Origin of the sequence: uncultured Sunxiuqinia sp., assembly GCF_947495665.1 — a bacterium.
Taxonomy (GTDB): Bacteria; Bacteroidota; Bacteroidia; order Bacteroidales; family Prolixibacteraceae; genus Sunxiuqinia; species Sunxiuqinia rutila.
In genome coordinates this window covers 284,985-308,930 of record NZ_CANLZV010000004.1, presented here as the reverse complement: position 1 = coordinate 308,930, position 23,946 = coordinate 284,985, and the positions used below count along the sequence as shown (strand labels likewise).

Genomic DNA, 23,946 nt, shown 5'->3' with positions numbered 1-23,946 from the left:
TAAAAACAGAAAACATGAAAACCATACGTATACTTTGGACCGATGATGAGATAGATTTGCTGCGAGCCCACATTATTTTTCTGGAAGAGAAAGGTTATGCGGTAACAACTGCTAACAATGGGGCAGATGCCATTGAATTGGTAAGTGAAAATCATTTCGATATCATCTTTCTGGATGAGAATATGCCCGGCCTTACCGGCCTTGAAACACTGGATAAAATCAAGGAAATTAATCCGAACGTTCCGGTGGTAATGATTACCAAAAGTGAAGAAGAGGATATCATGGATCAGGCGATTGGATCGAAAATGGCCGATTATCTGATCAAACCGGTTAATCCCAAGCAAATCCTGCTTTCCATCAAAAAGAATGTGGGACAGGAAGAGCTGGTGACCCGAAAAACTACTTCAGCCTACCAGAGTGAATTTGCAAAAATTGGCATGCGGCTTAATGAGCGGCTGGATTGGAAAGACTGGAGTGAGGTATACCGTAAGCTGGTTTTTTGGGAATTGGAGCTTAGCGCTTCCCAGGACAGCACGATGGATGAAGTGCTGAAAATGCAAAAGTCGGAAGCTAATAAGGCCTTTAGCCGTTACATTAAAAGCAACTATCTGACTTGGTTTGATAAAGGTACTGATGAACGGCCCTTGCTTTCGCCCGATGTGTTTAAGCGCAAGGTTTTCCCCCAGCTGGATAAGGGACACAAAGTTCTTGTTTTGGTGATTGACAATTTGCGTTACGATCAGTTTCGGGTATTGAACTCAGCCATTAATCCTTACTTTCTGACGGAAGAAGAAGACCTTTACTACAGCATTTTGCCAACAGCCACCATGTATGCCCGAAACGCTATTTTTGCTGGCTTGATGCCTTCTGAAATTGCCCGCTTATATCCCAACTACTGGGAGGAGGATGACAACGAGGGCAATAAGAATATCCATGAGCATGAGCTGATGCAAACCCAGTTGAAGCGCTATGGGCGAAACGAAAAACTCAATTTTGAAAAGATTACCAATTGGCGGTCGGGGAAGAAACTGAGTGACAGCCTGGGCAATATTATGCAGAATGACCTGTCGGTGATGGTGTTTAATTTTGTCGATGTCATGTCGCACGCCCGGACCGAGATGGACATGATGAAGGAACTGGCCAGTGATGAAAAGGCCTATCGGTCGTTGACCCTCAGCTGGTTTAATCATTCCACCCTTTTCGAATTGCTGAAATCATTGGCTGAAAATAAGGTGAAGGTGATTCTGACCACGGACCATGGAACCATCCGGGTGGATAATCCGCTCAAAGTTATTGGAGACCGGGAAACCAACACGAATTTACGCTACAAGCTGGGACGCAATCTCAATTACAATCCCAAGCAGGTGTTTGAAATTACGAATCCAGAGAAGGCTTTCCTGCCTGGTCGGAATGTGAGTTCAAGCTTTATCTTTGCGATGAATGATGACTTTTTTGCCTACCCGAATAATTACAACCATTACGTTCAGTATTACCGCGATACCTATCAGCATGGCGGTATTTCGCTGGAAGAAATGGTTATTCCGGTGATTACGCTGACCCCTAGGTCTTAGCTGTTTTTTTCGATTTTTACATCGCGAATCTGGCGGTAAGTTTTATTGGCGAATACAAATTCCTGCAGCTTTTGGTTTTCGGCCTGAAGGATTTCTTCTTTGGTTCCTTCCCAGGTTTTTACCCCTTCACTGATGAACAGGATTTTGTCGCCAATTTCCATCACCGAATTCATATCGTGGGTGTTGATTACGGTGGTCATGTTAAAATCAAGGGTCAGTTCATGCACCAATTCATCAATAACCAGCGAGGTTTCCGGGTCCAAGCCTGAGTTGGGTTCATCACAAAACAGGTATTTGGGGTTCATCGCGATGGCCCGGGCAATAGCCACCCGTTTTTGCATCCCTCCGGATATCTCAGCGGGGAATAGCTTATGGGCTTTTTCGATGTTCACCCGATCCAGGCAAAAATCCACCCGCTTTTGTTTCTCCTTGAGCGACTGGTTGGTAAACATGTCTAAGGGGAAACGAACATTTTCTTCTACTGAAAACGAATCGAACAATGCACCTCCCTGAAACACCATGCCCATTTCCTGGCGCAGCTGTTTGCGCAATTTGTGGTTCATCTTGGTGAAGTTGCGGTCGTCGTAATAAATTTCACCTGAATCAACTTCATGTAGGCCAACAATCGACTTTAGCAGAACGGTTTTTCCACTACCACTGCGGCCAATAATCAAGTTGGTTTTTCCGGGTTCAAACACCGTGGATACCTCGTTCAGCACCTGTTTGTTCTCGAATGATTTGCTGATGTTCTGGATTGTAATCATTAGAATAAGAGTTGCGTTAAAATCAAATCAAACACGAGGATCAGGATGTTAGTGTTAACCACCGCACGCGTACTGGCTGCTCCTACTTCAAATGCTCCTCCTTCAACAAAGTAACCAAAATAGGCCGGAACAGTGGCTACCAGAAACCCAAAAAAGAGCGATTTAATCATGGAGAAGGTGACATAGTAAGGCGTGAATAAATATTGTATCCCATTGATGTAATCGGGAGCTGTGACGGCACCAACAGAAGGCCCAACAATTAATCCTCCAATCAAGCCAAAAAACACGCTCAGCACAAAGAGAAAAGGGAAAATGAAGACAACGGCCAGCGTTTTGGGCATAATCAGGTAACTGGCCGAGTTGATCCCCATAATTTCCAGGGAATCGATTTGTTCGGTTACCCGCATGCTGCCAATCTCCGAGGTGATATTGGAGCCAATTTTACCGGCCATGATCAACCCCATAATCGTGGATGAAAATTCTAAAATCAAGGTATCCCGGTTTCCCAAGCCAATGAGGTATTTGGGAAACAGTGGGTTGGACATGTTGTAGGCAACCTGCAGCGTAATAATACCGCCCATAAAGAGGGAGATAATAACCACAATGCCAACGGAGTTTAAGCCCAGTTGCTCAATTTCAACCAAGAGTTTCCGCAGGTAAATGCGGTGTTTCTCTGGGCGTGAAAAAGCACGGGCAAGCAAGGAAAAATAGCGTCCTATATGGTAAAAAAAATTCATAACAATACTTTAGCATAAAGTTACAAATAATAGTCAACCAAACGAGTTGTGTGAAAAAGTTTCTGCTGATGATGGAGAAATAGTGATGCTTACTAAAACAGGGTCCAGGTTAAGAGGGTGGTAGTGAATAAGCTTGTCTGGCGTTAATTATTTCTGATGTTTGCGTTCAACATATGAAAACTGCTTTTTGTCCGTTGACATATATATGCAATAAGCCCTTTGAAGGAGGAATGCCGGAAATTACTCGTTACTTTAGGGCTAAAATAGGTATATTTGATATTGGACTTCAAAAACTAGATTGATGAACAACAATTTTTGTATTATAATGGCTGGCGGAATTGGAAGCCGCTTCTGGCCGATGAGTAAAAGCTCAATGCCTAAACAATTTCTGGATATTTTAGGAACCGGACGCACGTTTATCCAAATGACATACGATCGTTTCACCAAAGTATGTCCCCCTGAAAATATTTTCGTGGTAACCAGTGTCGATTATAAAGATTTGGTGTTGCAACAGCTCCCGGAGTTGAGCGATGATCAGGTTTTACTTGAACCTTTGCGTCGAAATACGGCACCGTGCGTGGCTTATGCCAGCTACAAAATCAAAAGCATTAATCCTGAGGCCAATATTATCGTTGCTCCTTCTGATCACCTAATCATGAAAGAAGAACAATTTATTGCCGAAATCGAAAAAGGAATTGATTTTGCGCAAAACAACGATGTGTTGGTGACTTTAGGAATTACTCCCAGTCGTCCCGAAACAGGCTATGGCTATATTCAGGTTGACGCTAAGTCGGAATATAAAAACTTTGGCAATTTATTTCAGGTGAAAACATTTACCGAGAAGCCCAACCTGGAAATGGCTAAAATATTTGTGTCCAGTGGTGAATTCTTCTGGAACTCGGGCATCTTTATTTGGTCTTTAAAGAGCATTTTGGCGGCTTTCGATCAACATCTGGATGATGTGTCAAGTTTGTTTAAAAAAGGCGAAAAACTTTATGGAACAGAGGATGAGGTCCATTTTATTGCCAAGACCTATTCCGAATGCCAGAATATTTCCTTGGACTATGGAATCATGGAAAAAGCGGAGAATGTTTATGTGCTTTGTGCCGACTTTGGCTGGAGCGATTTGGGAACCTGGGGCTCCTTGTACGAGAACAGTTCTAAGGACGACTCCAATAATTCCATCAAGGGAGGGCAGGTGTTTACCTACCAAACCAAAAACTGCATTGTGAATGTTCCCAAGGATAAAGTGGTTGTGCTACAAGGGCTGGAAGGCTATATTGTTGTTGAGTCCGACAATACTTTGCTGATCTGCAAAAAGGAAGATGAACAGCAGATACGACACTTTGTAAGTGATGTACAGATGGTTAAAGGACCTGAATTCGTCTAAATGATCTTCGGCAGTTTCCTAACTTAATGTGTGTAGAAGATTCAGGTCAGGGGAAATGACGTAAAGTATTGGAGCTAAATAGCGAAAAGCTTTTTCACCAGGTGAAGAAGCTTTTTTTATTGCCTGAACTCATCTTTGAAAGAGGTACGAACACAACGGAATCCGATGTATGATTTGGTAGTATCTTCGTATTCGAAGCTTCGGGTGGAGTTACGCATGTAGTAAGCTACATCTTTCCAGGAACCACCGCGAATAACTTTACGCTTCATTGCTGGTGCATCATCGGGGGCTGAGTTATACTCATAAGTCGGGTTGAAATCATTGAGGTTTTCGTATGCTGCCTCGTTAAAGGCCGAACTGGTCCATTCCGCCACATTACCGCCCATGTCGTAAAGGCCATAATCATTGGGATCAAAGCTGCCCACCTTCATTGTTGTTGTGCTCGATTCGCTATCGGCCACATAGTTCCCCCTGCGTGGTTTAAAATTAGCTTTAAAGCAGCCGGGAAGGTTACGGGTATAGTAGCTTCCCCAGCTGTAGAGCGTTCGTTCATGACCGCCGCGCGAAGCGTATTCCCACTCGGCCTCAGTAGGCAAACGGTAGGCATGAACTTCTGGCGCCGACATCTGGGTCTGGTACTTGTTCATCAGTTCGGTTCGCCAATGGCAAAAAGCTTTGGCTTGATGCCAATTAACACCAATAACCGGGTAGTCGTCAAACCCAACATGGGAAAAGTATTTTTTGGTCAACGGTTCATTGTACGAGTAGGTGTAATCCCGAATCCAGCAAAGGGTGTCGGGGTATACCGGAACACTTTCTTTAAAGATGAATGACGACCTGTTTTCAATGGGCACTTCCTGGCCGTCGGCATTGATTACGGTTCCCTCATAGCTTTGAGAATCGAAATTGTACCGGTTTTTTCGCTTTGCAGCTTGCTTAAAATCGATCCACTCGTAGCTGTAGATGAACTTTCGGGTATCGATGGATTTTCTGAAGTAGGTGCGTTCTTCTTCCGGAATGTATAGCTCTTCCAGGGCAATTTGAAAATCCGGGTTTCTCCATTCAATAGGGATGTGCCAATTCAGGTAGGGATTTTCGTATAGGTTGCCCCGATTATCTTCTGTCATCATGTATTCGGGAAAGGTTTCGGCCAGCAGGGTCCGGGCCAGCGAGTCACGTACCCAATAGACGAATTGTCGGTATTCATTGTTCGTGATCTCCGTATTGTCCATCCAAAAGGCTTCAACAGAGACCCGTTTGGTGGTTGAGTTGAAGTTCTGAAGTTCGTCATCTTCAGCTCCCATCACATAACTTCCGCGCTCAATGTAAGTCATTCCGAAAGGTGCTGGCTCAAAAAAGGGTTTGGAGTCTTCCGGATAAAGGTAATTGAGGGTCTGGTCCTTTTTGCATGAAGCGAAAAGCAACAAGGCGAGCGATCCGTATATGAAGGAAGTTTTGTTCATTCGTTGTTACTCCGATGATATGCCTAGAACAAACGCTGCTTTAAAAATTAATATTGTGTTGTAGAAATCGAAAAAAGCCTTATGAGAATGGCTCATAAGGCATTTGTTCGCATATTCTTAGTTTTCTAATATTCCCATAGGTCCTGTTCGTAATCAAAAATTTCAGCTTCAATTTTCCGTGACTCTAACATGGCGTCGCGTCCACTGAGGTATTGGCTGATGGCCCGGTTGTTATAAACGTTGGACTCTTTGACAATATAGCTGTTGAATTTACGCTTGATCAGCAGGTCATCAAAAGACATGCCCACCGCGGTGTTGTTGGGATTAATGACCGCATGAGTAGCCAGTAAGTCGCGGGCTTCGGGATAATAAATCCAGAATACCTGGCGTCGTTGAACATTCTCCTGATTGATGTCTTCATCACGGTAGTATTCCTGAATCGGGCAAATGCCAATGATCCGGACATTCATGGTTGAGGTCTGTTTGTCAAAAAACCATTCTTCCTTCACCATGAATTGCTTCACTTCTTCCGGACGAATTTCACCAACAATAATACGCTCTTCCATTTCCCCGGTTTCCAGGTTGCGCACTTGGCGGGTCCGTGTTGTTGCCCCAAATGCTTCCTTCACTTGAGGGAAGGTCATCGGAACTTTGAATTCGTCATCTGTTCGGGCATCATAGGCTGTAAGTTGAGCATTCTCGATGCCTTGTAGCAGCAGGTTGATCAGGTTAGTCCGACCATCCATGTTGATGGTTGGAAAGTAAAGTACCTGATTCATTTTTTCTCTCAGGTCGATAATGCGCCATATCTTCTTTGACCACATCACATCGGCTTCCCGAATAGGAGCCAGAGCCATGGGTTTCCGGTTCTCAATGTTGGTGCGTTTGAAAGCACCATCTATAATCTGCGCTTGGGTGTCCTGCGTTGAGAAGCCGACCGCACAACAAGCAATTCCTATGGCTATGAAAAACTTTTTCATGTCTATCTTATTTTAAAACTAATTGGCGATAACTGTCTGTCGCTACCATCGTCTCCGTGCGCCAAAATGTTATCAATGTATATAATGCTTCCTGGTGCCAGGGCATTAAACTGAGTTCGTTGATCGTTGGTAAACCGATTTGATTTGGATGACCAAGTGTTGCTGTAGCCACCAGCTCCTGTGAAGGTAATATCAAACTGGGTGATGGTGAATTTTAAGTCAAAGTCAAAGTCAATGAGGGCTGCAAAAATACCATCTTCAGCCAACAAGTCTTCTTTTCGAAGCACACCGCTGGTTTGTCCGGCAATGGTGGCAACCGGATCCGGAACTTTTTTTACGCGGAAATCCATCGAACCCATAAAGCGCTGCATGCCATCAAAGTCGGCATTGACCGATACTTTTGTTTTTCGGCCATTGATGTCTTCTGCCGTTGGATATACCAGGTAGTTGTTTCCGTCTTTTGCAATCCGGCCATTGGTAACCGAAACCAGCAAATCTTCGGAAGGAACTCCAGGTACTGAAATACTCACCGGGTTAGGAACGCCCATGTAGAAGACATTCATTTTGGTGGGTGAAATCGTCACAGAAGGTTTGCTAACGATGTATTCTTCTTCAAAAGGGTAGGAGTTATACCCACCTTCAGGTGTCCGGTATTTTATGATCCCTCCCCATTTATAGGTGCCTGGAGCTGTTGCAGGAACTTCGTAAATTCCTTTGCCATCCACCACTTCCAGCGGTTCATCGTTAATCAGAATAATGGGTTGTTGAGTGGTATCCTCAGCGGCTAAGAATACTTCTGCTTTATAAACATCGCCTTCAAGCACATAAGATGACTTGGCAAAAACACGTGCCCCCAGTTTGTTGAATTTAAACGAACTGGCGTCAATCTGGCTGTACAAATAGGTCAGGATGTTTGATTCTGCATTCTGAATGTCAATCTGAATTTTCGATAGTAAGGCTATGACCGCGATGATTGGTTTACTGTCAAAAAGTTCAACTTCCCATGTTTTCCTTTCACCTCCATCCTTAAGTCTGATCTTAGGGTCTGAGGTATCCAGCTCCTGCTCAATCGTTGCCCGGATTGGTGAATCTTCATCCAGAAATGAAAGAAAGGCTTCTTTCAATTCAACAATATCGCTTTTCAGGTCTACACCTCTTTTCATGGTAAGCATCACCTCAGAAGGGACATTGAGCTCATCATCTTTTTTGATAACAATGGTGTCGCCTTTGGAGTTGATCATCCATGACTTCCGGCTCAGGCTTTCATCCGGCTCTTTTGCCGAGCCACCAGCCTTGAGGATCATCTCTTCTTTTAAGTCAGTAATTTTGGTCGTTAAAGCGTTCGTGAGTGATTTAACCCGGTCTGCTTTATCTTTCCACTCTTGTACTTTTGCGGGGTTTTCTTGATAGGCCAGGTCAAAAGATGCATAAAGCTGGTTGTTTTTCGAGTCGACACTTTTGAGTGTTTGCATTAAACTCGAATCAACCACGCGAAAGGCATCCAAAACCTCTGATGCAACGTTTAGTGCCATCATTGCGAGCAGCACTAAGTACATCATGTTGATCATCTTCTGCCGTGGAGTTTCCGGACAATTCTTAGTTCCCATATGCTAGTGAGCTTATCGGTTTTTACTTATTCTTATAATTCATGGCTCCCAGCATATTGCCATAAATTGAATTTAAGGCTTCCAGGTGTTTATTCAGTTCTTCAGCGTTCGTTTTATACTTCTTGATTTCTTCGGTGGACTGGGCAATCATTTGATTCATTTGCGCCATTTCCTTGAAGAAATTTTGAGAAGATTGGAGCTGCTCGTTCGTTTCTTTTAGTTGACTTTCGTAGGAGGAATTCAGAGACTCCAGGTTCTTGTTCAACTTGTTCAGGTTATCGCTGTAATTGGCCGAACTTTTACTGAGTTCTTCGATGCCTGAGTCAAATGAACCTGCCACTTTTTGGTATGAACTGGCCAGTTTGCTGCTGGCCTGGCTGAGCTGGTTGGTAAATTCTTCTCCTGAAGTGGCCAACTTGTTCAGCAATTGGTCTCCGTTTTCAGTAAGGTTACGGGCCGTTGAAGAATAAGAATTAACCAATTGAGTTACTGATTCATTAATCTGATGATTCGCCTGGGTGTTGATTTCCGAAAGGCTGTTCATCGATTCCGAAGCAGATGTTAAGTTTTTAACATACATGTCGGTGGCCAGTGTTGCCGTACTGATGTCGCTGATGCTTGATGCTGTGTTGCTCAGGTCCGTCAGCCCTTTGGTTACTTTATCCAGTATTTCCGGAGAAATGTCGGCTTTTTGGAACAGGTCGCCAAAACCGTTTTTCGATTCTTCCGGATATTGATCGTCATCCAGCACAAAGTCTTCTTTCAGCTGTGGATAAACTTTTGACCATTCCGGCATTTCCATAGGAGGCTCGAATGCCGAGATGACAAAAATAAAGGCTTCAGTACAAAGACCAACGATCAGTAGCAAGCCGGAGTAGGGCCAGTGTTGTAGTTTAAACAATGCACCTAATAATACGATTGAGGCACCCAAGTTATAAACATAGCCCGAAAATATCTTCCAACGTTTACTTTGTATTATTTCTCCAATGTTCATTTTTTTTCAGAATTAAGGTTTGACTAAAATTCATTCCCAAAAGAGGATCTTACACAACGAAATCCTATATATGATTTAGCAGTATCTTGGTATTCAAAACTCCGCGTTGAAACTTGTAGAAATGCCGAAATGTCTTTCCAGGAACCTCCGCGGATAACTTTGCGTTTCATAACTGGTGCATCATTTGGGCGCGCATTGTACTCAAAGTTCGGATTGAAGTCATTGACGTACATGTAAGCTGACTCATCGAAAGCTGTAATGGTCCATTCGGCCACGTTACCAGCCATGTCGTAAAGGCCGAAATGGTTCGGCTCATAGTGGCCTACTCGTAAAGTAGCCAAACCATCATCTTCAACATAATTTCCCCGCAGTGGCTTAAAGTTGGCCAGGAATTTTCCTTTCTCGTTGCGGGTATAATAGCCACCCCATGGGTACATGGAAATTTCTTTATCTCCGCGGGCCGCATATTCCCATTCCACCTCTGTAGGCAAGCGGTAATCCTGAATCTCAGGCTCTCCGTGGCTGGTCAGGTAATCATTGTGCAGCTTGGTTCTCCAGTGGCAAAATGCTTTGGCTTGTTGCCAGGTTACCCCAACAACCGGGTAGTCATCAAATCCGGGATGCCAAAAGTATTTGGTCGTCCAGGGTTCGTTATAGGCATAGGTATAATCTCTGATCCAGACCAAGGTGTCGGGATAAACATTTGCTGTTTCGCTGAAAATAAACGAGGAGCGGTTTTCAATGGGGCGTTCTTCTCCGTTGGCGTCAATTACAGTACCTTCGTAGCTTTGGGTTTCATAGTTGTACCGGTTGGTTCCTTTGGCAGCCTGTTTATAGTCAATCCAATAGTAAGTATAGAAAAGCTTTCTGGAATCAATTTCTTTTTTCCCGAAGAAACGCTCATTGCTTGGAATGTACATTGGTTCAAGGGCATCCATGAAGTCCGGATTATCCCATTCCAGACGCTCATCCCAATTGATGCGCGGCGGATCGATGATATTGCCATCCCGGTCTTCACTAACCATAAATTCCGGATACTGTTCACCTACCAGTGTGCGGGCAATGGAATCACGAACCCAGTTGACAAACTGGCGATACTCATTGTTGGTAATTTCGGTGTCGTCCATCCAAAAAGCGTCGACAGAAACCGTTTTAGTGGGAGTCGAAGACCAGGTTGGATCCTGATCGTTAGGTCCAATATTGACGCTTCCACGGTTTATAAAGGTCATTCCGTATGGCGCTGGCTCAAACCACTTACCCCTTCCTTGAACACCGGTTAGCTCGCCATTGCCGGATTTGCCGCAACTGGACATAAGTAAAACAGTTGCGATGATTAAACCTTTCGAAAATATGTCTTTCATAACTACGCGTATTGCTTTCATAAGATTAGCTTACAAAAATCGGATACTTTTATATTTTTTTAATCTGCCCTTCCCAAAATCAACAGCATAACGCAGGTAAATTTCCTGCGATCCGTATCCATATCTCCCCAGAGCAGAGGTTGTGATATCATAGGCCAAGCCAATGTTTAAACCATTGAGCATTTCAATGCCAAGTAAAATGGCGACAGCATCATCTATACGATAACTTAATCCGCCTGAAACCCGTTCGTTGTAAACCAAGCCAAGCGTGAAATCAACCTGCGTACTCCGGAGGTCTGATTTAGCAAATACGGCTGGTCGCAACTCAAATAACGGATTCGACAGGCTTATATTGTATCCCCCTGATAAATAGTAGTGTCGGGTGAAAAAAGTGTAAGCCCGATCTGCAAAATTGATTTTTGCTTCGTTTAAATGGGTTACCGAAATGCCCGCAAAATAATCATTTGATTTTAAAAATACACCAAAGCCAAGATCAAGGGCCAATTGGCTGGATTCTCCCTTGGGGATGAAGTCGTCAGATCCGGGAGCCGTGGTGTACCCGGTTTCTGGTATTGTCCAATCGCCATTGATGGCTTTGTTAAATATACCAAAGGAAGTACCAATACCGAGATCGCCGATACTGGTTGTTGTATGGTAAGCATAGTTCAAGTTTACGAAAACGTTTTTTTCATATCCCAGTTCATCACTGATGATATTTAGTCCTACCCCACTTGTTCCGCCAAATATGTTAGCAGTAGTTTCCACGCTGAATAACAGTGTTTTTGGAGCGCCATCAAACCCGCTCCATTGGTATCTGTTCAATATTAGTCCAGTTATTGCTTCATTACTTCCAGCGAATCCCGGGTTTACTGCTAATTGAGTTTCCCGATTGAAACTAAATTGGGGATCCTGCTGTCCGTATGCGGCTAAGTTAACGAATATTGATAAAAATAAAAAGTAAAATATTTTTTTCATAAACTGGCTGTTACTGCCGTTATTCTGAGCCAAAGTAAGTGAAAATAATAATTCTTTCAGATGTTTCTATTCGACGCGCTACCAAATTTTTCAACGAAATAAGAGATTATTTATTTTGCATTCGGTTTAATTTACGAATATTTTTCCACCAACGATCTGGTATTTCGTTTTGTGCAGCCAGGCGATAATCATCTTCTGTGCAGGCAATGATATGTTCCCGGGTGTCTTCTTCGTCCGAGATTTTCATCCACCAGCGGCCTGTTTTTTGACTTTGATAAAATGTTAGTGGTAAGTCAATATCATCAATCTCGAGCAAGAACTCGTTAAATTCATCGGTTTTCTTGCTGGGTGTTTCTACTTTTCGGTAATAAGCCCCTTCCAGAAAATGCCAAACAACCTGGGCAAAAAGCTTGCTGCTCAGATCATCGTGATCCAGGCGAGGAACAAGGTTGAAAAATCCGGCAACTTTGAGTTGGTCGGCCATGCCGGCATAATGGCCAATCTGGCAGGCTTCTTCTGCATACAGACCATTGGGCGAACCAAAATATTGAGCGGGTGCTTCCAGCAAACGAATGGCGCTAATGTCAAAACTTAAAACATCCGCATCGCGCATATAGGGTTCGATGTTGGACATGTCGTATCGAATTTCTCCGAGTCGTTTTAGTTCAGAGCCTAACTCGTGGCTGTAATCCAACTCCAAGCTATCAACAAAATAATTTTGGTAGCCTAAAATAGTTTGCGCATACAGGTTGGGCTGTCTTTCAATAATGAAGTTCAGGTAGGTCTCCGAATTGATGGATTTAATTCCTTTTTTGAAGTCAAACTTGGGGTCGATGTTGACCAGGTTAAATGGATTGGCTTCAAAGGCTTTGGTAATCCCAAATGTCAGATCCTGGCTGCCTCCAAGCAAAACAACTGTTTTGCCTTGCTCGACCAGGTTGCTACAAACGTCGCGAAGAGCATAGTAGCTGTCGTTGACAGTTTTGCCGATCCGGATGTTCCCCAGATCCAGAATTTTAAACCGGGGCGATATACGGTTCAAGTTGTAGAGGTGTTGGCGAATTTTATTGGGCGCTTTTGCACTTCCTTTTACCACGGCATTTCGGTCTTCTTCCATGCCAAGCAAAACAATATCGGCTTTCTCCAATGGGAGCTTCGTTTGATTTTTTTCAAGAAGTTTCCCCAGGCTGAACTTGGATTGCACCCATGATGCCGGCTTCCATTTTGAAAAATCAACTGGTTTCAGATAAAGCTTGATATTGGTCTCACTCATATTTTCTACTGTAATTTTTTGCGCCCGTGTACTCTATGTGCTCTGGTCTGATTGCTATTTGCCGTCTGGAGCTGTAAACTAGGCCGACTCATACAATCATTCTTTTTCAGACAATGAAAATAAATAAAAAAGGCAAACATTTTCACGTTTGCCTTAAGTTGATATTATTTTTTCTTTTTTCGCTTGGGCTTGGGGCCTTCTTCTATAATTTTCATACAGTCTTCAAGGCTTAGCTTTTCGGCCTCCGTATCCTTCGGGATCTTGTAGTTTTTCTTCTTGAATGAAATGTAAGGTCCCCACCGGCCATTCAGAATGCGCAACTCGGGCTCCTCATCAAAGACTTTGATCAGTGCTTTCCGATCCTTTTCGCGCTTGGCCTCAATCAGCTCAATGGCCCGGTCAAGTTCAATGGTATATGGATCATCCACATTCTTCTCAAGCGAAACAAATTTGTTGTCGTGGCGCACATAAGGGCCAAAGCGGCCAATGGCTACGGACACTTTTTTCTCTTCGTATTCACCCAAATCACGAGGAAGTTTAAACAGGTCTAAGGCTTCTTCCAAAGTGATGGTTTCCAGATGCTGGCCTGTTCTTAGAGACGCAAACTGTGGTTTTTCACCTTCTTCGGTGGTTTCGCCCAACTGGGCCAAAGGACCGTAGCGTCCAATTTTTACCGACACCGGCTTGCCGGTTTTGGGGTCATCTCCTAAAATGCGCTCACCATTGGTGCGTTCGGAAACTTCCAGAGCATTCTCCACACTTTTATGGAAAGGCTGGTAAAACTGGTCAATCACTTCATTCCAAATGCGTTTTCCATCAGCAACTTCATCAAATTCAACCTCTACGTTGGCGGTAAAGCGCAGATCCATGATTTGAGTAAAGTATTTGATTAAGAAATCATTCACCACCATGCCAATGTCTGTTGGGAACAGTTTGGACCGCTCGGCGCCGGTAATCTCAGTTTTAACGGTTTCTTTCAATTCGTTATTCACCAGGCTCATATGAATGAACTGGCGTTCCACGCCCGGCCGATCTTCCTTGACCACATAGCCCCGGTTTTGTACGGTTGTAATGGTTGGGGCATAAGTTGACGGACGACCGATGCCTTGTTCTTCCAGTTTTTTCACCAGACTGGCCTCGGTGTAGCGCGGTGGCTTTTGAGTGAATCGTTGAGTGGCTTCAATTGTTTCAGCACGTAAAACCTGCTTTTCTTTTACCGGAGGAAGCAAGCTGGCAGCTTCGTCTCCCTCGTCTTCGTTATCGGTCGATTCGAGGTAAACGCGCAGAAAACCATCAAATTTGATCACTTCTCCGGTAGCCTGAAACAGCTCGGGACTGTTTGAAACCGCAATGTTAATGGTTGTACGCTCTAATTCGGCATCAGCCATTTGCGAGGCGATGGTACGTTTCCAAATCAGTTCGTAAAGTCGTTTTTCCTGGTTTGAACCACTTACTTCTTCCTGATCAATATAGGTTGGACGGATAGCTTCGTGAGCTTCTTGTGCTCCTTTCGACTTGGTTTTGTACTGACGTACTTTATGGTATTTCTCACCCAGCGTTTGGATGATTTTTTCTTTGGCTGTGTTTACGGCCAGCGATGAAAGGTTTACCGAATCGGTACGCATGTAGGTAATCTTACCTGCTTCGTAAAGCTTTTGGGCAACCGACATGGTTTGCGACACGGAGAAACCAAGCTTGCGGCTGGCTTCCTGTTGCAAGGTTGATGTGGTAAACGGGGCCGCCGGGGTACGTTTCGCCGGTTTGGTTACGATATCAGCAATGTTGAATTCGGCTGTTTTGCATTTTTCCAGAAAAGCATGGGCTTCTTCTTTTGTTTCGAAGCGCTTTTTCAGGTCGGCCTTTAATTCAACGACATTGCCGTTTTTGTCGGGGACGAGGAAAACGGCTGTGATTCGAAAGTTGGAATTACTTTCGAAATTGATGATTTCACGTTCGCGCTCGACAATTAATCGAACGGCTACAGATTGTACTCTTCCGGCTGAAAGTGAGGGTTTAACCTTTTTCCAGAGCACGGGAGATACTTCAAATCCTACAATGCGATCAAGAACCCGACGTGCCTGCTGGGCATTCACCAGGTTTTCGTCAATTGGGCGTGGATTCGCAATTGCTTTCAGTATTGCTTCTTTGGTAATCTCATGAAAAACAATCCGCCGCGTTTTTTCAGGTTTTAGCTTCAGCACTTCTTTCAAGTGCCAGGCAATGGCTTCCCCCTCGCGGTCCTCATCGGATGCGATCCAAACCATCTTGGCTTCCTTGGCTAATTTCTTAAGCTCCGTAACGATTTTCTTCTTATCAGGCGAAACAATGTATTTGGGTTGATAATTGTTCTCCATATCAATCCCAAAGTCTTTTTTCTCGAGGTCTCTGATATGCCCCATGCTTGATGTTACAAAATAATCTTTCCCTAAAAATCGTTCGATTGTTTTGGCTTTTGCCGGGGACTCGACGATAACCAGATTCTCGTGCATAAAAACCTCCTGTTTTCTAAAAATTTCTGCAAATAAAAGAAAATGCTTGACCATCTTCAAATTTTACTCCAATATTTTTGGTTTCATATTTGTTTGATAATGATTATTTTATTGTGTCTTTGTGCTCATTGATAGCTTGCTGAGTCGAAATCGGACAGGGGAAAGTGGGGAATCATTTCGGGCCTGCTTTTTTTGTTTAATGTTGTGAAGGCGAACTTTTAAGCGCAGCCTGTTTTCTGCTGCAAAAAATAATATTCTTATTCCTTTCGTTATATTTGCCGCAAACTTTTTATTGCATCGCATGGAAAAGAAAAAAAATAATTTCAAGAAATATTCTTACCTGTTTTGGTCCCTTTATTTTACTGGTGTACTGGCGGTAGTTGCGTTTTTCTTTTTTATCGCTAAAGGTAAACTGGGCGAAATGCCAACCTTCAGTGAACTGGAAAACCCGCAAAGCCTATTGGCTTCCGATGTTATATCGCGCGACCATGTGGTTATGGGCCGTTACTTTCGGGAAAACCGGAGCTATGTGGCTTACGAAAAATTGCCCCAGGAGCTCATCGATGCCTTGATTGCAACCGAAGATGTCCGGTTTTACAGTCACTCCGGAATTGATCTGCGTGGCTTGCTGCGTGTGGTAAAAGGAGTGGTGATGGGCGATAAAAGCTCAGGTGGTGGAAGTACGATCACTCAGCAATTGGCTAAAATGTTATTCCCGCGACAGGAGTTTGAGAATAATTTGCAGTTGGTCTTTCGCAAGTTTAAAGAGTGGGTAATTGCCGTTAAACTGGAGCGAAGCTATACCAAAGAGGAAATTATTACCATGTATTTAAATAAGTACGATTTCCTGAATTTGGCCGTGGGGGTTAAATCAGCTTCGCGTATTTATTTTAATATAGAGCCTGATTCCTTGCAGTTGCATCAGGCGGCTATGTTTGTCGGCATGGCAAAGAACTCATCACTGTACAACCCGGTTCGTCGTCCGGAGTTGACCAAACAGCGCCGCAACGTGGTACTGGAGCAGATGAAGAAATATGGCTATATCAACCAGCACACGTATGATTCGGTGCGAGTGATGCCCCTTGGACTGGATTTTCAAAAAGAAGATTTTAAGCGTGGCCTGGCTCCTTACTTTCGGGAGTACCTGAGGATTACCATGGGGGCTTCCAAGCCTGAGCGGAGTAAGTACGCTTCGTGGCAGCAGGTTAAATTTGAAGAAGACTCGGTGGAGTGGGCTACAAACCCTTTGTTTGGCTGGTGTAAAAAGAATTTTAAACCTGATGGCACCAACTATGATCTCTATGAAGATGGCTTAAAAATATACACTACCATTGACTCGCGCATGCAGAAATATGCCGAAGAGGCAGTTGAGGATCACTTAAAACTGGACTTGCAGCCTGATTTTAACAGGCACTTAAAGCGGCTAGAAAATCCACCTTTTTCGGGCGATATGAGTGATGAAGATGTAGACGGTTTGCTGAACCGGGCCATCCGTCAGAGTGAGCGCTACCGGGTGTTGCGTCTTCAGGGAAAAAACTTCAAGCAAATTCGGAAAATTTTTGAGGAGCCAACAGAAATGGAGGTCTTTACCTGGGCGGGCGACCGGGATACTATTATGACTCCTTTGGATTCAATCAGGCATTACCTGGGGTACATCCGCTCTTCGTTTATGAGCATGGACCTGGCAACGGGGCAGGTACGGGCTTATGTCGGAGGTCCTAACTATAAGCACTTCATGTATGATATGGTTAAAGGGGGTAAGCGCCAAGTGGGTTCTACCGTGAAACCCTTCCTCTATACTTTGGCTATGCAGAATGGTTTATCGCCTTGCACCAAGGTGCCCAATGTGCGGCAGCAGTTTGTGATGCCTGATGGAACCATTTGGGAAGCAAAAAACTCGGGACGTGCCCGCGAAGGGGAGATGGTTACTCTGAAATGGGGATTGGCCAACTCCGTGAACCAGATTTCTGCCTGGGTGATGAAACAGTTTAATCCACAGTCGGTGGTGGACGTCATGCATAAAATGGGCATTTACAGTTACGTTGATCCGGTTCCATCCATGTTCCTCGGGACTTCAGATATCACCTTGTATGAAATGGTGGGTGCCTATGGAACCTTTGCCAATAAGGGCGTATTTACGCAGCCTATTTTTGTTACGCATATTGAAGATAAGCATGGTAATGTGATTGCCCGTTTCCGACCCGAACGTCATGATGCCATTGATGAGCAAACGGCCTACCTGATGATCAATTTGCTGCGCGGTGTAGTTGACAGAGGGTCCGGAGGAAGGGTGCGTTGGCATCCGGTTTATGGTCAGATTAAAGGACCGGTTGCCGGAAAAACCGGAACGACGCAAAACCATTCCGATGGGTGGTTTATGGGAATAACTCCCCAGTTGGTGGGCGGTGTGTGGACCGGCGCTGACCTTCGGAGTATTCACTTTGATGACATTCGCACAGGACAGGGCGCGAATATGGCTTTGCCGATTTGGGGACGGTTTATGCGTAAGGTGTATGCCGATAAGACCCTGGAATATACGCCGGATCATGAGTTTGAAAAGCCCATGAACTTTATTATGAATCTGGACTGTGACGAGGAAAATGATGTTCAGCAGAAACCGGCTGAGTTCGAAGATTTCTTTTAAACTTTTGAAAGAGATGGGGATGCCAGTTGAGCGGCGGTGGCTCGCCCATGAAGTTGAAAAAGATAGCCTGAAATAGTAAAAACCTGCGCCTATGGTCAGCCATGAGCGCAGGTTTTTTTTTTTTTTTTATGGTTTTTAGTCGTTTAAAAAGCGTTTGGTAATGTCGCTGTAGCTTCCAATCCGTCGGTCGCGGAAGAAGGGCCAAATCCGGCGTACATCTTCTGAACGGGTTAAGTCAACCTCCACCAGCAGGTTTTGTTCCTGGTCGGTGGATGCCTGCTCCAGAAATTCCCCTTGAGGACCACATACAAAACTGTTTCCCCAAAACTGAATCCCTTCGGAAAGCGCTGACGGATCAGCTTCATGTCCCACCCGGTTGACGCTGATAACAGGCACACCGTTGGCTACAGCATGCGAGCGCTGGATGGTGATCCAGGCATGGCGCTGACGTTCTTGTTCTGCTTGGTCATCACGCGGATCCCAGCCAATGGCTGTGGGGTAAATCAGAAGTTCAGCTCCGGCCATGGCCATCAGGCGCGCTGCTTCGGGATACCACTGATCCCAGCAAACCAATACACCGAGTTTGCCCACCGATGTTTGAATGGGTTGAAAACCAAGGTCGCCGGGTGTAAAGTAAAATTTTTCGTAGAAACCCGGATCATCCGGAATATGCATCTTGCGGTATCTTCCGGCCATGCTGCCATCGGTTTCAAACACCACAGCGGTGTTGTGGTAAAGGCCACTGGCCCGTTTTTCAAACAGCGAAGTTACCAGTACCAGGTTGTGTTTTTTGGCCAATTCGCCATAAAATGTTGTCGATGGTCCGGGAATGGGCTCAGCCAGGTCAAACACATCAACATCTTCGGTTTGGCAAAAATAGAGACTGTTATGTAGTTCCTGCAGAACCACCAGTTTGGCGCCTTGCTCGGCACATTGAGCAATGTTGGCGGCCAGCTTTTGCATGTTCTGCTCTGTGTTTTCGGTATTGCTTTGTTGGATCAGGCCAACGGTTAATTTATTTGTTGTCATGCTTGTTCATTTATGTAATTTACAAAACACCTTCAGGAAATTGCATGCTGATGCAATGAATAGAGCCATGCTGCTTGATTAGCGGACGGCTGTTGATGGGAATAATTTCCAGGTTTGGAAAGAGTTGTTTCATCACTTCCAGTGCTTCTGCATCTTGTTTTACGTCATAAACAGGAAGTAGAACAGCCTTGTTCAAAATCAGGAAATTGGCATAGGTGGCAGGCAAACGTTCACCGTCCTCATCAAAAACAGCATCAGGGAAAGGCAGCGCAACCAGATTAAACGGGTTGCCGTTCAAGTCGGTTAGCTCCTTTAATTCTGCTTCCATTTTCTGTAAGGCATCAAAATGCGGGTCATCTGCTGCTGGGGGTTGTACGTAGGCAATGGTGTCAGCACTGCAGAAGCGGGCCAGCGTATCAATGTGGCTGTCGGTGTCATCGCCTTTCAGAAAGCCATGATTTAGCCACAGAATTTTTTCAGCATGCAAGGTTTTTTTGAGGAAAAACTCAATGGCTGTTTGACTCAGATGCTCGTTTCGGTTTTTCGAAAGCAGGCATTCGCTGGTCGTTAAAATACAGCCTTCGCCGTTGCTTTCAATGGCTCCGCCTTCCAGAGTAAAGTAGGACAGATCTTGCATCAATACCTCTTTTGAGAAACTTTGTTGGCGAATGAGCTTGGGAGTGATCTGATTGTCGTAATTTGCGGCAAACTTCATTCCCCAGCCATTAAACCGAAAGTTTAGCAAGGTGGGTTTCCCCTCATCGAAGATTGTAATGGCAGCATGGTCGCGGGCCCAAGTGTCATTCACAGGCATTTCGCGAATGATAAGCCGGTCATTCTCTTCTTGCAGAAAGGACGGCAGTTTGCTTTTGACTCGGCAGACAACCAGCAGCTTTTCGCGAGCTAATATCTCTTTGGCAATTCGCTCGTACACCGGAATGACCTCATCCAACATATAAGCCCAGTCGGTGTGTTCGTCTGGCCAGGTGAGTTGAACACCACTTTGTTGGTGCCACTCGGCAGGGAAAAAGGACGTTTGTTGTTTCATCTGATATATTTGGCTGCTTGCGGCGATTCTTTTCGGTTAAAGGAAGTCATTTCCCGAATTTATTTCTTCTAAAAAGAAAAAAAATGATTTCGGTGACGTCCTTGGAAAAGAAATAGATACGCCTTATTTTTAAAAAGGCAAAAATAGAATAAAAAGATTGATGTGAAACAAATCGGTTATTCGTTGTTTTTATATGCTAAATTAGGGATTATGTCGTTTAGTTGAATATTATAAATTTTAATTAATAGGTTATGAAAAAAATGAAGAAGACTTCTTTTGTTGTGCTGTTGTCAGCCGTAATGATGTTGAGTAGTTGTATCGGTAGTTTTAACTTGACACGCAGTGTTTATGATTGGAACAAATCTGTTGGTGATAAATTTGTCAATGAGTTGGTGTTTTTGGCGTTGAACATTGTTCCTGTTTACGGAATCTCTGTTTTTGTTGATGCGGTGGTGTTGAACTCGATTGAGTTTTGGACCAATGAAAATCCGATGGCAATGAAAGAGGGCGATAAAAGTGAAAAGATTGTTGAAATTGATGGAAAATCGTATCAGTTGACTTCTGAGAAATACAAGATGACCATTCAGGAGTTGGGCGAAAACAACGAAAAAACAGAATTGGTTTACCGTGATGAGGACCAAAGCTGGTATATGAAAAAAGGAAACAAATACCAAAAGCTGGTTGAAGTTGAGTTAGGCGAAACTGCTTACAAAGTTGTTCTTCCTGAGGGTGAAATGACGATTCAAAGTGGCTTTGATCGTTTGGCATTGAAAGACGGTCTGGACTTTGCACGCCAGGTTGCGCTTCAGTAATCAGAAACTTCGTGCAATAAATAAATGAAAAATGGGATTGTAGTCGACTACAATCCCATTTTTCATTTCGTTTTATACAGGGCTAATTGCCCATTTTAATCTGGCTATTGATCTTGTCATTCTTTTTCTGATCAGGCAGCTCCAACGAGAGAATCATTGCTTCTACCTGGCGAAGCAGGTTTCGCTTGTCAAATCGGGGAGCGTAAACAAAACCATCCAGCATAACAATGCGGTTGTTGGCAGCATCCAATACCGAAAGGTTGACATAGGGGCCACCCATGAAATCACCTTCTACGCGCCAAAGGCCACGCATCTCGGCCGCATAGTTTTTTCTCAGCTCAAATACATTGAATACCGGCTCTACCTGGTGCTCGGTAGTCATGTAGCTGCCTTCCGTTGGGCCTGGCACTTGGGCCTTCAGTAGCGAATCGCGCTTGTTTAAAAGGTAGTTTGCCGTAAAGGTACTATCGGAAGTGTAGGGAAAAGTATGAATAATAATTCCTTGGCTGATGTCGGGTGTTTCGTAGCGAATCCAGGCAAAATCATCGGTTTGTTTGCTGACTTTGAATCCCGGCGGAACGTTGAGTTCAATCTTAAACTTGTCGCGAATGGTGTTTTTAGTGGCTACGTCGTGGTAGTTTTTGTAGTTCATTTGTAGCCGGTCGCGTTCAGCTCTTAGCATGTAGCCTACAATCCGGTCTGAATTTTGGTCAAACAGGCTGTTGAATTCTTCGGTCGATTTTGCATAGATGTTGACCACAGACTGCGGCCAGGCCCAAATGTCTTTCTTGAATTCAACCCTGGAACTGTCGACTGAATTTGAGATTTTCAACCGGATGATGTTTCGGCTTGTTCGGAAGATTTCCTTGAAAGCAGAGGGTGGAACATTAATCAGGTCAAAAATGGGTTCGTCCTGGGGCAGGCCCAATTGAGGCTGAGCCATTACTTCACGGAAGCGTTTCCCGGTGGCTCCTTCCCAGGTAGCATCGGGAACTACAACAACCAATTCGCCGGCTTTTCCGGTAATTTTTTTACGCATGTTGGTGTTGCTGTCCTGGCACGAGCTCAGTGCAAAAAGCAGAGCAACCAACATTAAGCTTGAAGTCAGTATTTGTTTCATAATTTAAGGAGATCTGGTTTGTGATGTATGAATAACAAAAATCTTACCACAAAAAAACCCGCCTTGTGGACGGGGTTTTGGTTCAAGCTAAACTGATTATTTATTAATTTTTTCAGTGTCTTTTTTTTCACTTGGTTGATCGTCATCATCTTCGTTGGTGGCTTTCTTGAATTCCTTCATTCCTTTTCCCAATCCCTTCATCAGCTCAGGAATTTTACGCCCGCCAAACAAGAGTAGTACAATGACTAATATGATGATGATCTCTTGTGGGCCAAACATGCCGCAAATAATCGATAAGTACATAGTCCAAAGTTTAATGGTTTCTACAAAAATAGAAAAAAATTAATCGCTTCTTAAGTAAAAAGCTTGATAATATCGTTTGCATTCGCATAAAGTACCAAGGTAAGCAGAATAATCATCCCGCTGATTTGTGCGTACTCTAAGAATTTTTCTCCTGGTTTACGGCCCGAAACAATCTCATAAAGCAGGAAGGTGACGTGACCACCATCCAGCGCCGGGATTGGAAGCAGGTTCATGACTGCCAAAATAATGGACAGGAAGGCCGTCATACTCCAAAAAGAATACCAGTCCCATGCCCCCGGGAAGATGTTTCCAATGGCAATGAATCCACCCAGCGATTCGTAGGCTTTCGTTTTGGGAGAGAAGATCAGTTTAAACTGCTTCAGGTAATCTTTAATGGTAGATATTCCCCGGTTGATACCGGCCGGGATCGACTCCCAAAAGCCGTATTCAATGGTTTCGAACTGGAGGTAATCGTATGCTTCTTTTTGCGGTTTTGCCTGAAAACCGGTGATCCCATCTTCGGGAACATTCACCGGAAGACTTAAGGCCTGTCCATTGCGAAGCACATTCAATTCAATGGTTTCGTTTTTATGTGCTTTGATATAGCTTAAAAACTCATCGTAAAACTGAAAGCTTTTACCATCAACGCCTTCAAAAACGTCTCCGGCCATCAGCCCGGCTGCTTCTGCCGGATAATCTTTTTCAACTTTGGCCACTTCCACATGAAAGTACCCACGAGGATTCATCACGCTGCGGCTCTTAATGAGCAGGGCAAGGTCTTCGTCCGAAACCTCTACATTCACTTCTTTGCCATCGCGCAACACCTGAATGGAATGGGCATTGTCCAGAATGACGGTCGGAATAATTTTATTAAACTCGCTAATGTATTCCTGATCGACCGACAACACTTTATCGCCGTTTTGCAGCCCAATTTGTTCGCCGGTTTCCGAAACCATGATTCCAATGGTCGCATTCTCAGTTGGTAAATACTGGGTTCCCCAGAAATATAATACACCGGCGTATATCACGAAGGCAAAAATGAAGTTCATCATTACCCCGCCAAGCATAATCAGCAAGCGCTGGTAAGCCTTCTTGGAACGGAACTCATGGGGTTGTGGAGGCAGTTGCATGGCCTCTTTGTCCATGGATTCATCAATCATGCCCGAGATTTTTACATAGCCACCCAGTGGCAACCAGCCAATTCCGTATTCTGTTTCGCCGCGCTTGGTTTTGAACAGGGCAAACCAAGGGTCAAAAAACAGGTAAAACTTTTCGACCCGGGTTTTAAAAAGCCGGGCAAAGGCAAAGTGTCCGAACTCGTGGAGCACGACTAATATGGATAAGCTGAGAATTAATTGAGCTGCTTTTATAATTACTTGTTCCATG

The 23,946-nt window shown here is 44.3% G+C and carries 19 protein-coding genes; 4 read left to right on the top strand and 15 right to left on the bottom strand.

What is annotated here, in order from left to right; all coding sequences use genetic code 11:
- The first annotated feature begins 14 nt into the window (after nt 1-14).
- Nucleotides 15-1,571 carry a bifunctional response regulator/alkaline phosphatase family protein gene (locus Q1A18_RS07650; RefSeq protein WP_299578351.1) on the top strand — a complete coding sequence of 519 codons (1,557 nt, stop codon included), beginning with the start codon at nt 15-17 and terminating at the stop codon, nt 1,569-1,571.
- On the opposite strand, the gene Q1A18_RS07645 is transcribed toward Q1A18_RS07650, so the two are convergent.
- Nucleotides 1,568-2,335, bottom strand: coding sequence for an ATP-binding cassette domain-containing protein (locus Q1A18_RS07645; protein WP_299578350.1), 768 nt, complete (start codon nt 2,333-2,335; stop codon nt 1,568-1,570). The genes Q1A18_RS07650 and Q1A18_RS07645 overlap by 4 nt on opposite strands.
- Nucleotides 2,335-3,072, bottom strand: a complete 738-nt coding sequence (locus Q1A18_RS07640) for an ABC transporter permease (RefSeq protein ID WP_299578349.1) — start codon at nt 3,070-3,072, stop codon at nt 2,335-2,337. The genes Q1A18_RS07645 and Q1A18_RS07640 overlap by 1 nt, the downstream gene beginning before the upstream one ends.
- Before the next feature lie 301 nt (nt 3,073-3,373).
- Here Q1A18_RS07640 and Q1A18_RS07635 point away from each other — a divergent pair, with 301 nt between their 5' ends.
- A complete protein-coding gene (locus Q1A18_RS07635; RefSeq protein WP_299578348.1) occupies nt 3,374-4,462 on the top strand; it encodes a mannose-1-phosphate guanylyltransferase in 1,089 nt (362 codons plus the stop codon).
- Between the two features lie 116 nt (nt 4,463-4,578).
- On the opposite strand, the gene Q1A18_RS07630 is transcribed toward Q1A18_RS07635, so the two are convergent.
- The 8 genes from Q1A18_RS07630 to topA all read right to left on the bottom strand — a co-directional run bounded on the left by Q1A18_RS07630 (nt 4,579) and on the right by topA (nt 15,604).
- Complete coding sequence (locus Q1A18_RS07630; protein ID WP_299578347.1) at nt 4,579-5,925, bottom strand: SUMF1/EgtB/PvdO family nonheme iron enzyme; 1,347 nt, start codon at nt 5,923-5,925, stop codon at nt 4,579-4,581.
- Nucleotides 5,926-6,050: 125 nt separating this feature from the next.
- On the bottom strand, nt 6,051-6,905 hold the full coding sequence (gene gldN, locus Q1A18_RS07625) for a gliding motility protein GldN (RefSeq protein WP_299578346.1): 855 nt from the start codon (nt 6,903-6,905) through the stop codon (nt 6,051-6,053).
- Nucleotides 6,906-6,907: 2 nt separating this feature from the next.
- Nucleotides 6,908-8,512, bottom strand: coding sequence for a gliding motility protein GldM (gldM, locus tag Q1A18_RS07620; RefSeq protein ID WP_299578345.1), 1,605 nt, complete (start codon nt 8,510-8,512; stop codon nt 6,908-6,910).
- Nucleotides 8,513-8,534: 22 nt separating this feature from the next.
- Entirely contained in the window at nt 8,535-9,506 is a 972-nt protein-coding gene (gene gldL / locus Q1A18_RS07615; protein ID WP_299578344.1) for a gliding motility protein GldL, read from the bottom strand.
- A gap of 23 nt (nt 9,507-9,529) precedes the next feature.
- Nucleotides 9,530-10,867, bottom strand: a complete 1,338-nt coding sequence (locus Q1A18_RS07610; RefSeq protein ID WP_299578343.1) for an SUMF1/EgtB/PvdO family nonheme iron enzyme — start codon at nt 10,865-10,867, stop codon at nt 9,530-9,532.
- A gap of 30 nt (nt 10,868-10,897) precedes the next feature.
- The gene (locus tag Q1A18_RS07605) at nt 10,898-11,842 is read right to left on the bottom strand and encodes a type IX secretion system membrane protein PorP/SprF (RefSeq protein ID WP_299578342.1); all 945 of its coding nucleotides are present in this window, start codon (nt 11,840-11,842) and stop codon (nt 10,898-10,900) included.
- A 106-nt stretch (nt 11,843-11,948) separates the two neighbouring features.
- Nucleotides 11,949-13,115: a formimidoylglutamase gene (locus tag Q1A18_RS07600; RefSeq protein WP_299578341.1), complete on the bottom strand. Its 1,167-nt coding sequence runs from the start codon at nt 13,113-13,115 to the stop codon at nt 11,949-11,951.
- Nucleotides 13,116-13,279: 164 nt separating this feature from the next.
- A complete protein-coding gene (topA, locus tag Q1A18_RS07595; RefSeq protein ID WP_299578340.1) occupies nt 13,280-15,604 on the bottom strand; it encodes a type I DNA topoisomerase in 2,325 nt (774 codons plus the stop codon).
- 301 nt (nt 15,605-15,905) lie between these two features.
- Here topA and Q1A18_RS07590 point away from each other — a divergent pair, with 301 nt between their 5' ends.
- Nucleotides 15,906-18,248: a transglycosylase domain-containing protein gene (locus tag Q1A18_RS07590; protein WP_299578339.1), complete on the top strand. Its 2,343-nt coding sequence runs from the start codon at nt 15,906-15,908 to the stop codon at nt 18,246-18,248.
- A 135-nt stretch (nt 18,249-18,383) separates the two neighbouring features.
- On the opposite strand, the gene Q1A18_RS07585 is transcribed toward Q1A18_RS07590, so the two are convergent.
- Together Q1A18_RS07585 and Q1A18_RS07580 are read right to left on the bottom strand one after the other, a co-directional pair.
- On the bottom strand, nt 18,384-19,277 hold the full coding sequence (locus tag Q1A18_RS07585; RefSeq protein ID WP_299578338.1) for a carbon-nitrogen hydrolase: 894 nt from the start codon (nt 19,275-19,277) through the stop codon (nt 18,384-18,386).
- Nucleotides 19,278-19,296: 19 nt separating this feature from the next.
- Nucleotides 19,297-20,325: an agmatine deiminase family protein gene (locus Q1A18_RS07580; protein ID WP_299578337.1), complete on the bottom strand. Its 1,029-nt coding sequence runs from the start codon at nt 20,323-20,325 to the stop codon at nt 19,297-19,299.
- Between the two features lie 251 nt (nt 20,326-20,576).
- Here Q1A18_RS07580 and Q1A18_RS07575 point away from each other — a divergent pair, with 251 nt between their 5' ends.
- Complete coding sequence (locus tag Q1A18_RS07575) at nt 20,577-21,137, top strand: DUF3332 domain-containing protein (RefSeq protein ID WP_299578336.1); 561 nt, start codon at nt 20,577-20,579, stop codon at nt 21,135-21,137.
- An 82-nt stretch (nt 21,138-21,219) separates the two neighbouring features.
- Here the strand turns inward: Q1A18_RS07575 and Q1A18_RS07570 are convergent, their stop codons facing one another.
- The 3 genes from Q1A18_RS07570 to rseP form a co-directional block, all read right to left on the bottom strand.
- Complete coding sequence (locus Q1A18_RS07570) at nt 21,220-22,257, bottom strand: DUF4837 family protein (protein WP_299578335.1); 1,038 nt, start codon at nt 22,255-22,257, stop codon at nt 21,220-21,222.
- A 96-nt stretch (nt 22,258-22,353) separates the two neighbouring features.
- Nucleotides 22,354-22,560 (bottom strand): twin-arginine translocase TatA/TatE family subunit, encoded by a 207-nt coding sequence (tatA, locus tag Q1A18_RS07565; protein WP_299578334.1) that lies wholly within the window; start codon nt 22,558-22,560, stop codon nt 22,354-22,356.
- A gap of 50 nt (nt 22,561-22,610) precedes the next feature.
- Nucleotides 22,611-23,945, bottom strand: a complete 1,335-nt coding sequence (gene rseP / locus Q1A18_RS07560; RefSeq protein ID WP_299578333.1) for an RIP metalloprotease RseP — start codon at nt 23,943-23,945, stop codon at nt 22,611-22,613.
- Between the last annotated feature and the right edge of the window lies 1 nt (nt 23,946).